We start from the raw sequence: 12,005 nt of genomic DNA on the forward strand, positions 1-12,005 counted from the left end.
AAACCCGCACTGATCGAGTCAGGCGGGTTTTTTGTCGTGCGAACCGCTCAAGCGCCGGGGTTTAGCCGGTAAATCTTTGGAAACTCGGTCAGGGTGACGGGCACTGCACACTGGTCGCCGGTGCAGGTCCAGCGCTGACCACTGTCGAGCATGCCCTTGTCCGGCACTTGCGTATCCAGCATGCGCAGCGGAGTGTTGTTCAGCGCGCTTGCGGTGATGCGATCCTCACGCGGGCGACCCGTCGCCCAGGCCACCATGATCCGCTCGCGCCCGTTACTGAACACCAGCTTGTAGACATTATCGGCCTGCAGGCTTTCGTTGGGGACGTAGTTGAAGTCACGCAGGTAAGGGGTGATCGCCTTGAGGGTCGAGTACGCCGGCTTGGCGCTCAGATCGACGTTGAGCAGGCCGAAATGGTGTTCCTGCTCGTCGCGCACCTTGCCGTCGTCGATCAGGTCGTACCACCACATGCCCTTGATATTGGGCAGGGTGCGCGCCAGGAAATAGGCCCGCGCCAGATACGCCGACTGGCGTACCGGGCTGATGCCGCAGGTGCCTTCGTGGCTGGGCCAGCTCATTTCAGTGAGGTACAGGGGAACCGGTTTGCCGGCCTTGCTGCTGATGTCGTGGTCGACGCTGCGCATCCAGCCGATCCAGCTCTCCGGTGTGTTGCGGTCGCGGCCCTCGCAATGCACATAGGGGTGCAGCGAAATTCCGTCGGCGTACTTGAGCACGCCCGCTGCCACTATGCGATCGACAAAACCGCCCTTGATACCGGCGGACGTGACTGCGCCTGCAAGCACCCTGGCCTGCGGATTGTTCTTGCGGATGATGGGCGCCGCGTCGCGGACCAGCGCCACGTAGTCGCTGCTCAGGCGGGGGTCTTTGGGCCCCTCGATGTCCCACTCGTTCCAGACTTCGTAGTACTTCACCGGATTGCCCAACTGGCGGGTGATGTAATCGACATAGTTGAGGTAGGGAGCTTTCACCGCAGCGGTGCGTGGCTTGGCGTTGCCGTTGAACGAGGTGCCATAGCCCAGGATGACCATGGGTGAGAGGTCCAGCGCGTTGGCCGTGCTCAGCCATGCCCGCCACGGGGCAATGATGCGCAACTGGCCGGGGGCAGGTTCTGCGGTGGACCAGAAGCCATCATCGCGCACTGACGTCACCCCCGCCGACTTCGCCAGGTCCAGGCTGCGCAAGGGTTGCGTCGTGTTGTTCATCGAATGGGTGGCGACGCCCACAATGAACGGCTCGGCCAGAACGAGCGGGCTGATGAGCAGACAGCACAGCAACAACAGGCCTTTGCGGCCAATACCAAATCCACTCATGGTCAGCTCAAGCCTGGCAGGCCGTTCCACTGGGCACGCTCATGGGGCTTTGGGGCGGTGATGTGAGCCCGCGACCTCGCCGCCATTGCGTGCCCGATGGCCATGCCGAGGAACAGGTTGGCGAGCGTCACTTCCAGCGTGTCGGTGGTCCAGCTGACGATGCAGATGCAAAAGCCCGTGGCGAGCATGGCGCGCCCGTAGCGCGTGTTGGTCTGGGCCAGTACGAAAAACAGCGGTATGTGCAGCGAATAGAGGAACAGGCCGGCGATGCCGAAGATGGCCCAGAGGTAGACCACGGTGCTGTCGGACACCATGAATATGTCGGCGCCGGGAACCGGGAACGCTGCCACCGCGCTGCCCACCAGCCCGAAGCCTGCGCCCGTGTAGGCGCGGCCTTCGTGGGTCAGGGCCCTGATGACGTTGGGCCAGGTGTTGACCAGGCGATCGTAGAGGGAGGACAGCGAGTCGCCGGTGGAAATCTTGTTGGGGTCGAAGTCGAACATCATGGCCATGAACGGCAATGACATGCCCAGCAGTACGGCAAACACGATGAAGCCGCGGGCGGTCCAGTGCAGGCGGGTGATCATCATCAGCCCTACCGCGCCAGCGAAAGCAAGTACCGGCGCCTTGCTGGTGGTCAGGATGATGCCACCAAGACCCATGGCGCAGACCGCCAGTATCAGGGTTTTGGAGCGCAGCGTGGCCATCAGGTACAGGCTGAAGATCGCGATGATGATCGCCAGGGCACTGGAAATACGGGCGAAGCCGGCAGGGCGGTCGATATCTTCAGCGGCCCACGAGGTGTTGGCGCTCAGTTCGGTACCGCCCACGGTGTAGCTGTAGCCTTTCCAGGGGAGGGCGGTGTATTTGTCCAGCACGATACCCGCCAGCGATGCCATCAGCGCGAGCGCGATCACCCACATGAACAGGCGCTTGTGGCGCATGATCTGGTCGCCACAGGCCAGGCCGAACAACAATGGGCTGATGCCGTAGAGGGCAAAGGCAAAATTGTTCACGGTTGCCCCGCCGAGCATGCCCCAGCCCGCGGAGAGCAGCAGCACCAGAAAGCTCAGCCATACCGCGGGGCTGGCCTTGAAACTGCGCAGCTCCAGCGCGAAGAACACCAGGCACGCGACTTTGGGGCCGTACAGCAGCACCGAGAGGCCAGCCTGGTCGAGATAGAAGCGCAGGGCGCCGGAAAAGGTCTCGACGAAGATCAGGCTGATCGCAACCAGAACGATGGCGGTGGATTTGTCGAAGGACAGGATCGACGGCTTTTCGACGTGAACAGGTGAGGTCGACATCATGGACACAGCCCCTCGGGAGCACTGGAGTAGGAAAGATCGGTGCAGGTGGCGCGAAGAAGGCAAAGCTACCGCTGATCGCGTTCGGAACGGGCCGGCGATGGCGTCTGAAAAAACACTGTTCGTTGCACGACCGTGACGGGAGGGGACCGCCGAAAAAGGTCCATTCAAACGGCGTGACAGGGATATATCAGCCTTCGGGGCGCGGGCTGTCAATGAATTCGTCAAATATTCGGACAGAATTCATGAGCTGATTTTTCTTGGATTTATAAGCTGTTGATTTTATTGATGGCTGGAAATTTGACGCTGGTTATGGAGATAACAAAAGGCCGGTTTGCCAGGTTGGCTATGACTCATTTTTGTTACACAGATCGTAGCAGCACGGCTTGCCGGCGGGGGCGTCCTCAAGATCGCTCCCGCGGGCAAGCCCGGCTGCTACGGGTTCTGGGTGTTCCCGTAAATCAGGTATACCGACGCTTGTCCGGCGCTGGCGGGAAGTACTGATACAGCCAGGTTTCGCTGAGGGTGCGGTCGCCGGTCTTGATGAACATGCGCATTTCCACGGGGTCGACCGAATCGTTGGTCGGGTACCAGTCGAAGGTCACGCGGAAGCCCTTGATGTCCGGCAGTACCAGCACGTTGAAATCCTGAACCTTGCCGTTGGACACAGTCACCACAGGCTCGATGCCGGAGCCTTCGGGCAGGCGATCCAGACCGCCGCCGTTGAAGTCCACGGCGAAGCGCCGCGCCCAGACGTCCGGGTAATGCTCGCCCGGTGCCCAGCCTTCGATGAAGCCGCCCATCCCTGAGCGCGTGGCGTGAACCTGCGCCAGCGGTGTGCTCACCGGTGGCAGCGGACTCCAGTAGAGCTTGTAGCCGAAGTTCATCGACATGCCGGCCTTCACCGGATCCCGCGGGTTCCAGAACGCCACGATGTTATCCAGCGTCTCGCCCGTGGTCGGAAGTTCGAGCAGGTCGATGGAGCCCTCGCCCCAGGCGGTGGTCGGCTCGACCCACAGGCTTGGACGGCGGTGGTACCAGTCGACGGTGTCCTGGTAGGTCTTGAAGTCGTGGTCGGTCTGCACCAGCCCGAAGCCCTTGGGGTCCTTGTCGGCGAAGGCGTTGAACTGCAGCTTGGCCGGGTTGTTCAACGGGCGGCAGATCCACTCGCCGTTGCCGCGCCACATGGCCAGACGGTCGGAGTCATGGATCTCGGGGTGAATGGTGTCGCACATGCGGCGCTCGTGAGTGCCACAGCTGAACATGCTGGTCATGGTCGCGATGCCCAACTGCTCGATATCGGCGCGGGCGTTGATGTGCGCGTCGATGTCCATGACCACGCGGTCGGCCTGGCAATCGATGTCGAACTTGTAGGCACCGGTCGCGCTCGGCGAGTCGAGCAGCGCGTAGACCACGAAGCGGGTGGCGTCCTTGGTCGGTTTCTCGAACCAGAACTTGGTGAAGTCAGGAAACTCTTCGGGCTTGTGGGCATAGGTGTCGATTGCCAGGCCCCGCGCCGACAGGCCGTACTGCTTGTTGCTGTCGATGGCGCGGAAGTAGCTCGCGCCCAGGAACGAGAGGATGTCGTTGATTGCGATCTCAGGCGCCTTGAACAGCTTGAAGCCAGCAAAACCCAAGTCGCCCTTGAGCTGGGTCTGGTCGATGCGGCTGGCTTCGTAGTTGAACAGCTCGGGACGGAAATGCACTTCCCGCGCCTGCTGGGTCGCAGGATCGACGCTGAACATGCGCACCGGCGTCTTGAAGCCTGCGCCGACGTGGAAGAAATGCACGTCCAGCTGGCCTTTGACGTCGTTCCACAGGGAATGACCGGCGTCGTATTTGATTGCGTTGAACTGTTGCGGCGTCATGTTGGCCAGGGTCGGCGGCAGATTCTGCTTGGTGCTGACGTAGGCCTTGCCAGCCATTTGCTTGGCCAGGTCCTGCAAGGTTTTGAAATCGAAATGCTCGGCGTCGCCATCGGCTGCTGCAGCCAGCGCGCGTGCCGCGTAGAGACCTGAAGCCGGTAGCGCGCTATAGGCTGCCAGCGCCATGGAAGCTTTCAGGAGATTCCTGCGATTCATAAGGTGAAGCCTCTGAAGAAATGCCGTGCTTTCCTGCACGATGAAGTGCGCTTTCCCAATCCTTGCCGAACGCAAATTACCAACAAACAGATAACAATCTCGGCATCTTGTTCGCAAAAAAAAGAAAAAATCGTTTCAGGGCACTACTGGCAGATCGCCAAAGTACTTCCGGGCATGTTGCTACGCCTGCTGGATGAACGCCAGACGCACGGCAAAGCCGATGAGCAGGCTGCCAAACAGCCATTGCTGGACCCGTTGCGCTGTGGCGCTGCGAGCCATCCAGCGGCCAATCCAGCCTCCTGCCATGGCGTAGACGCTGTCGAACGACAGGCCCACGACCAACAGGATCGCCCCCAGCTCGGCAAATTCCGCAGCCACCGGGCCGGCTGCCGGGTCGACGAACTGCGGCAGCAGCACAGAGCAGAACAGCAGCGCCTTGGGATTGAGCAGATTGGTCAGCAGGCCTTGCACTACGGCCGTTTGCCAGGAGATATGGCGTGCGTCCGCACCCTGGGACGCACTCGGGTCCATCGCCCCAGGCTTGAACATCTTGATGCCCAGCCACAGCAGATACGCCGCGCCGATGATGCGTACCGCTTCGAACGTCCAGGGTGACACCTTGAACAGCGCCGCCAGGCCCAATGCGGCGAGCGCCACGTGGCATCCCCGCGCCCCGGCCAGGCCCAGCGCGGTGGCAAAGGCCTTGGCGCGGCCATGGCGGGCGCCGGTTTGCAGCAACAGAATCATGTCCGGCCCTGGCACCAGCATGATCATCGACAGGGCCACGATAAACAGCGCGATACCTTCCATCTTCTGCAGCTCCGGGGTTAGGTGATGGAAGAAAATTCTACGGCCGAGGGGCAGGGCAGGTGCTTGCGTGTTTGATCCTGATGGCGCCTAGTATTGGCATCTTCTGCCAAAGCTGACGCTGAAAAGGTTCCAGATATGCCAACCAGTCAAAATTACAAGCTTGACGCCTATGACCGACGGATCCTCAACGCTCTGCAACGGGATGGTCGTTTGACCAACGTGCAACTGGCAGATGAAATTGGTCTGTCAGCGTCGCCCTGCCTGCGACGGGTGAGGCATCTGGAGGAGGCGGGGGTGGTTCGCGGCTACCAGGCCATCCTCGATGCCGACGCACTGGGGCTCGGGATGACGGTGTTCATCGGTGTGAAAGTCGACCGTCATCACGAAGATGAAGCGCAGAAATTTCATCAGATGGTGTCGGCATTGCCTGAGGTGATCGCGGCCCACCTGGTGTCGGGGGAGTCGGATTTTCTCCTGCATGTGGTGGTCCCGGACTTGCGCGGCTACGACCGTTTTCTCACCGAGACCCTGTTGAAAATGCCCAGCGTGCGGGACATCCGCAGCAACTTCGCGATACGCACGCTCAAGTCGCAAGCGCCGCTGCCGCTGGGGCATTTGCCGGTTTAGCGGCTAATACGTCCGTAGCAGCACGGCTTGCCGGCGGGGGCGATCTCGAGGCCGCCCCCGCCGGCAAGCCGTGCTGCTACGGTGAGCAGGAGTCTTTAAGCCTGCGTCGTATGCCCACCTGCGCCCATCGCTGCCTGGCGCAGCGCCTCGGAGCGGGTCGGGTGAGGGTGGCAGGTTAGGGCCACATCTTCGGCCGAGGCGGCAAACTCCATCGCCACGCAATACTCGGCGATCATCTCGCTGACACTCGGCCCTACGAGATGCACGCCAAGAATCTCGTCGGTCTTCTCGTCAGCCAGCACCTTGGCGAAGCCATCCGTTTCGTGATTCACCTTGGCCCGGCTGTTGGCGCTGAACGGGAATTTTCCGACCTTGTAGGCGCGGCCTTCCTCCTTCAACTGCTCCTCGGTCTTACCGACGCTGGCCATTTCCGGCCGGGTGTAGATCACGTTGGGAATCAGGTTGTAGTTCAGCTCGCCTTTCTTGCCGACGATGCGCTCCACGCACACCGCGGCTTCGTCTTCTGCCTTGTGCGCGAGCATTGGCCCGGAGGTCACGTCACCGATGACCCAGATGCCGTCCACGGCCGTGCGATGGCCCTTGTTGGCGAGCACGCCGCGTTTATCGACTTCCAGCCCGACGGTTTCCAGACCCAGACCTTTCGTCACCGGACGACGGCCGATGGACACCAGTACGTAGTCCGCTTCAATCACCTCGGCTTCGCCGCCAGCGGCAGGCTCGACGGTCAGGCTGACACCCGTTTCGCTGGAGACGGCCGACGTCACCTTGGAGCTGAGCTTGAAGTTCATGCCCTGACGGGACAGCGAGCGGTGTAGGGTTTTGCCGGTTTCCAGGTCAGTGCCATGGGCGACGTGATCGAGAAACTCCACCACCGTGACCTTGGCCCCGAGCCTGCGCCACACCGAGCCCAGCTCCAGCCCGATCACGCCTGCGCCGATCACCACCAGGTGCTTGGGTACTTCACTCAGGGACAGCGCGCCGGTGGAATCGAGGATGCGCTTGTTGTCGATGGTCACACCCGGCAGCGGCGTGGGCTCGGAGCCCGTGGCAATGATGATGTCCTTGGCGGTCAGCTCGGTTTCGGCGCCGCTGGCGTCCTTGACGATGACCTTTCCGGGCCCTGCCAGGCGGCCCCAGCCCTTGATCCAGTCGGCCTTGTATTTGCGGAACAGGAACTCGATGCCCTTGGTCAGGCCCGTCACGCTTTCGACCTTCTGCGCCATCATCTGCCCAAGGTTCAAGGTGGGCGTGACCTCGATGCCGAGCTTCTTGAATTCATCGCCCACCGCTGCTTCATACAGCTCCGAGGCGTGCAGCAGGGACTTCGACGGGATGCAGCCAACGTTCAGGCATGTGCCGCCCAGGGTTTCACGGCCTTCGACGCAGGCGACTTTCAGGCCTTTCTGGCCGGCGTGAATGGCTGCGTTGTAGCCGCCCGGGCCGCCGCCAATGATGACAACGTCATAGTTACTCATGTGCGCACTCCTGAAGGAAAAATCGACAATGGAGGGAAGCGTAGACTTCTGCTCGCAAAAGACTTGGAGACCTGTGCTGAATAAAAATTACGCTCATAATATTTCTTCACAATGCGACTTCAGGTCAAGCGTCGATATTCAAAGGGTGAAATTCGCCTGTGGATAAGCTGTTTGCAGGATGTGTGTAAAGCTGTTGAAACAGTACGGGTCACTCCTGTGCATAAGCCTTCTGAGTAGCCGCTTCGACCGGCTTGGTGATCTCGGCCACAGCGCGCCTGATCCTGTTGAAAATCGTCACCAGCAGCAGGATGGCCATCACCGCCATGGCGATGTTGATCGGTGCGGTGAGCACGTGGCCGGAGCCGATTCCGACGCCGAAAATGGCAAAACACAGCATCCGGATATCGCTGGTCATAGGCCCGTCGCGTCTTCGGGAGGCCTTTATGGCAGGGCCAAGCAACCCGGCAAACTCACTGAAAATCGACAGCAGGGTCACCAGCAGGACCAGCAGCAGGCTGACCTTGGGAACCACTGAAAACGGCAGGAACAGAGCGGTTTCAGTCACCACGACGCTGAGTTCGCGGGCGCAGGTGCTCAGTTTCGACTGCTGCCCGAACTCCCCGGCGAGCACCGACTCGACCGCATTGAACAGCATTCGAATCAGCAGCCAGGCCGGAATCAGCAGGAACATCCAGGGATACCACGCAAAGGCCGCGACCAGGACCCCGACCGCGATGGAAATGAGGCCTGCGCACAGCGTCACGTGAATGGCGCGCACACCGTCATCGAACAGGACCTTGGCGACCGGATGCAGGATTTTCTGCAGCCAAGTTTTGAGTGTGGTCAGCATGATCGCGGGCCAGCTCCCTGTGGATAACTTTCTGGGAGCATAGTGCATCTTTGTCCTGTAGGAGTGAGCTTGCTCGCGATCGCGTCGGGTCAGTTATGTGCAGTAGTGCCTGAATGTACGCCATCGCGAGCAAGCTCACTCCTACAGGGGATTTGGAGGGTATGACTTGAACTCATACCCCCTTGAGTTTTTATGGTTACAGCCCGCGAAAATCCCGGTGATACAAATCGCATCACAGCTCACCCACAACAACAAAGAGCGCTTGCGATATGACTTCACTGCACGCCCCCATTCCGTCCAGCCCAATGCGGCGCTCTCCGACTTCCTCCATTCGCCACGCGATGCTCGGCATCCGCGTGCGGTCCTGATCACCCGCATTTCTTCCGTTTCGGAGAACACCCCCATGAAAGAACTCAACCTGTACATCGGTGAAGGCTTCGAAGGCCCAGGCGTCAACGCCGCCCACATCAACATCCTGATCGGCCCGCGCAACGGCCCTGCCGGCCAGGCCTTCGCCAACAGCCTCGCCTCGCCAAGCCAGGGTCACTGCCCGTTCATGGTCATCGCCCAGCCGAACATCCCGGTCAAGCCGATGACCCTTTACGTGAACAAGGCCGCCATTGGCAGCGACCTCCACGGTAACGCCACCTGGGGCGCGTCTCAGGCCGGCATCGCCAAGGCCGTCACCGAAGCGCTGCTCGACGGCACCCTGCCAGCCGAAGCGGAGGACGAGTGGGCGATCGTCACCGCCAACTGGGTCAACCCGGCCTGCGACGACCTGGATGCCGTCTACCTGAACAACTACAACGCCTGCCGCACCGCGATCCGCGCAGCCCTGACCGGCAAGCCCGAGCGTTCGCAACTGGCCGATGTGGTCAACCGCATCAGCAACCCTTTCTACACGCCAAAAGCCTGAGGTCCGCGCCATGCAATACATTCGTTTGGGAAATTCGGGCCTCGAAGTCTCGCGCCTGTGCCTGGGCACCATGAACATGGGCACCCCTGACTGGAAACCGTGGATCTTCGACGAGAAGAAAAGCGAGCCGATCGTGCGCCACGCGCTGGAAAACGGCGTCAACTTCATCGACCTGGCGGACTTCTACTCCGCAGGCGTCGGCGAGGAAGTGGTCGGGCGCATCGTCAAGCGTCTGGCCCGTCGCGAAGACCTGGTCATCACCACCAAGGTCGGCTACGGCACCCGCGCCGGCAAGAACGCCAGCGGCCATTCGCGCAAGCACATCATGGACAGCATCGATGCGTCCCTGAGCCGCCTGGCCATGGATTACGTCGATGTGTTCATGCTGCATTACTTTGACGTGAACACCCCGGTCGAAGAAACCATGAGCGCTATGAACGACATCGTGCGTTCCGGCAAAGCGCGCTACATCGGCGTCTCGACCATGCTCACCGGGCAGTTGGCGAAGATTCTCATGGCCTGCGAGCGCAACGGCTGGGTCAAGCCGATCAACATGCAGTTGCAACTGAACTGCGCCTACCGCGAAGAAGAGCGCGAGATGATTCCGTTCTGCCGCGACCAGGGCCTGGGCGTGTCGGTATTCAGCCCGCTCGCGCGTGGCCTGTTGACCGGCGACGTGCAGTCCACCCGCAACCAGACCGACTTCTTCACCCAGCAGATGTACAGCGACGAAGCCTCGTTCCAGATCGCCCATTCGGTGCAGCGCGTGGCCCAGCGTCGCGGCGTGTCCAACGCGCAGATCGCTCAGGCGTGGGTCGCCAACCATCCGGGTGTCGATTGCATGCTGGTCGGCGCGGACACCACGCAGCAATTCGACAGCGCCCTGGCTGCGCTGGAAACCAAACTGGATGCCGATGAACTGTACGAGCTGGAGCGCAACTACACCCCGTGCGACGTCATCAACGATTACACCGCCGGCAAACGCATCCTGCGCACCGCGCGCCCTGCCACTGAAGTCTTCAGCCTGACTGAGGCCGTAGCATGAGCGCGCTGATTCGCAACGGGCACTACATCGACGGTCAATGGACGACCGGCGGCCCAACGTACCCGGTGTCCAACCCGGCGACCGGCGAGCTGATCGCTCAGGTGCAGAAGGGTGGCGCCGAGGAAACTGATCTTGCCATCGCCGCCGCCGAACGCGCGCTGCCGGCCTGGCGCAAGCTCACGGCCAAGGAACGCAGCGTGAAGCTCAAGCGTTGGAGCGAGCTGATGCTGAGCAATCAGCGCGAGCTGGCGACCCTGCTCAGCCGCGAACAAGGCAAACCCTTTGCCGAAGCCATGGGCGAAGTGGGCTATGCCGCGAGCTTTCTGGAGTGGTTTGGCGAGGAAGCCAAGCGCGCCTACGGCGATGTGATTCCGAGCCACAAACCGGATGCGCGAATCGTCGTGACCAAGGAAGCCATCGGCGTGGTCGCGGCCATCACCCCGTGGAACTTCCCGTTGGCGATGGTCACCCGCAAGGTCGGCCCGGCGCTGGCGGCTGGCTGCACCATGATCCTCAAGCCGTCTGAAGAGACGCCGCTGTCGGCCTTCGCGCTGGCGGTACTGGCCGAGCAGGCAGGCATCCCGGCGGGCGTGTTCAACGTGGTGTCCGGCGATGCAGTCGCCATCGGCGGTGCGCTGCAAGCCTCGACCGTGGTGCGCAAGCTGTCGTTCACTGGCTCCACCCGCGTCGGCAAATTGCTGATGCGCCAGGCCGCCGACACCCTGAAAAAGGTCTCGCTGGAGCTGGGCGGCAATGCGCCGTTCATTGTCTTCGACGATGCCGATCTGGATGCCGCCGTCAAAGGCGCCATGGCCTCGAAATTCCGCAACACCGGGCAGACCTGCGTTTGCGTGAACCGCTTCTTCATTCAGGACGGCGTGTACGACGCCTTCACCCGCAAGCTGGCCGAAGCTGTGGCTTTGATGCGCGTGGGCAATGCCCTGGAAGGCGACACCGAGCAGGGCCCGCTGATCAACGACGCGGCGCTGGGCAAGGTCGAGCAGCACGTCGGCGATGCGCTGGAGAAGGGCGGCAAGTTGCTGTGCGGCGGCCAGCGTCATGCGCTGGGCGGCACCTTCTTCGAACCGACCGTGATCACTGAGGTGAACGATCAGATGCTGATCGCTCAGGAAGAGACCTTCGGCCCGGTGGCAGCGTGCTTCCGCTTCAAGGATGAAGCCGAGGTGCTGCGCCGTGCCAACGACACGCCGTTCGGCCTGTCGGCGTACTTCTACAGCCGCGACATCGGACGTGTGTGGCGAGTGGCCGAAGGCCTGGAAGCAGGGATGGTGGGCATCAACGAAGGGCTTGTTTCCACGGAAGTGGCGCCATTTGGCGGCATCAAGGAGTCGGGCCTGGGGCGCGAAGGATCGCGTTATGGTCTGGAAGACTATATGGAAATCAAATACTTGCTGATGGGTGGGCTTTAAAAGGTAACCCTTGATCGTTCCCACGCTTCGCGTGGGAACGCATCCTGCGACGCTCCGCGTCGCGACGGTGACAGGGCGCGGAGCGCCCCGATCTGCATTCCCACGCGGAGCGTGG

The 12,005-nt window shown here is 61.6% G+C and carries 10 protein-coding genes; 4 read left to right on the forward strand and 6 right to left on the reverse strand.

What is annotated here, in order from left to right; genetic code table 11:
• Window positions 1-47 precede the first annotated feature (47 nt).
• From NPS29_RS09110 to NPS29_RS09125, 4 genes are all read right to left on the reverse strand, one after another.
• The gene (locus tag NPS29_RS09110; RefSeq protein ID WP_274132117.1) at window positions 48-1,331 is read right to left on the reverse strand and encodes a hypothetical protein; all 1,284 of its coding nucleotides are present in this window, start codon (window positions 1,329-1,331) and stop codon (window positions 48-50) included.
• A gap of 2 nt (window positions 1,332-1,333) precedes the next feature.
• Entirely contained in the window at window positions 1,334-2,638 is a 1,305-nt protein-coding gene (locus NPS29_RS09115) for a hypothetical protein (RefSeq protein ID WP_337993885.1), read from the reverse strand.
• A 458-nt stretch (window positions 2,639-3,096) separates the two neighbouring features.
• Window positions 3,097-4,716, reverse strand: a complete 1,620-nt coding sequence (locus tag NPS29_RS09120) for a glucan biosynthesis protein D (protein WP_274132118.1) — start codon at window positions 4,714-4,716, stop codon at window positions 3,097-3,099.
• 180 nt (window positions 4,717-4,896) lie between these two features.
• Window positions 4,897-5,526 (reverse strand): LysE family translocator, encoded by a 630-nt coding sequence (locus tag NPS29_RS09125; RefSeq protein WP_274132119.1) that lies wholly within the window; start codon window positions 5,524-5,526, stop codon window positions 4,897-4,899.
• A gap of 135 nt (window positions 5,527-5,661) precedes the next feature.
• Between NPS29_RS09125 and NPS29_RS09130 the strand changes: the two genes are divergently transcribed.
• Window positions 5,662-6,153 (forward strand): Lrp/AsnC family transcriptional regulator, encoded by a 492-nt coding sequence (locus tag NPS29_RS09130; protein ID WP_274132121.1) that lies wholly within the window; start codon window positions 5,662-5,664, stop codon window positions 6,151-6,153.
• 95 nt (window positions 6,154-6,248) lie between these two features.
• Here NPS29_RS09130 and lpdA read toward each other — a convergent pair whose 3' ends face one another.
• Entirely contained in the window at window positions 6,249-7,649 is a 1,401-nt protein-coding gene (lpdA, locus tag NPS29_RS09135; RefSeq protein ID WP_274132122.1) for a dihydrolipoyl dehydrogenase, read from the reverse strand.
• 208 nt (window positions 7,650-7,857) lie between these two features.
• Window positions 7,858-8,499, reverse strand: a complete 642-nt coding sequence (locus NPS29_RS09140) for a CDP-alcohol phosphatidyltransferase family protein (protein ID WP_274132124.1) — start codon at window positions 8,497-8,499, stop codon at window positions 7,858-7,860.
• A gap of 403 nt (window positions 8,500-8,902) precedes the next feature.
• Between NPS29_RS09140 and fae the strand changes: the two genes are divergently transcribed.
• From fae to NPS29_RS09155, 3 genes are read left to right on the forward strand one after another with little or no spacing between them, the layout of a single operon-like run.
• On the forward strand, window positions 8,903-9,415 hold the full coding sequence (gene fae / locus NPS29_RS09145; protein ID WP_274132125.1) for a formaldehyde-activating enzyme: 513 nt from the start codon (window positions 8,903-8,905) through the stop codon (window positions 9,413-9,415).
• A 10-nt stretch (window positions 9,416-9,425) separates the two neighbouring features.
• Window positions 9,426-10,460 carry an aldo/keto reductase gene (locus NPS29_RS09150; protein ID WP_274132126.1) on the forward strand — a complete coding sequence of 345 codons (1,035 nt, stop codon included), beginning with the start codon at window positions 9,426-9,428 and terminating at the stop codon, window positions 10,458-10,460.
• On the forward strand, window positions 10,457-11,890 hold the full coding sequence (locus tag NPS29_RS09155) for an NAD-dependent succinate-semialdehyde dehydrogenase (protein ID WP_274132127.1): 1,434 nt from the start codon (window positions 10,457-10,459) through the stop codon (window positions 11,888-11,890). The genes NPS29_RS09150 and NPS29_RS09155 overlap by 4 nt, the downstream gene beginning before the upstream one ends.
• Window positions 11,891-12,005: the final 115 nt, after the last annotated feature.

The organism is Pseudomonas putida (genome assembly GCF_028682175.1).
Classification (GTDB): domain Bacteria; phylum Pseudomonadota; class Gammaproteobacteria; order Pseudomonadales; family Pseudomonadaceae; genus Aquipseudomonas; species Aquipseudomonas putida_AD.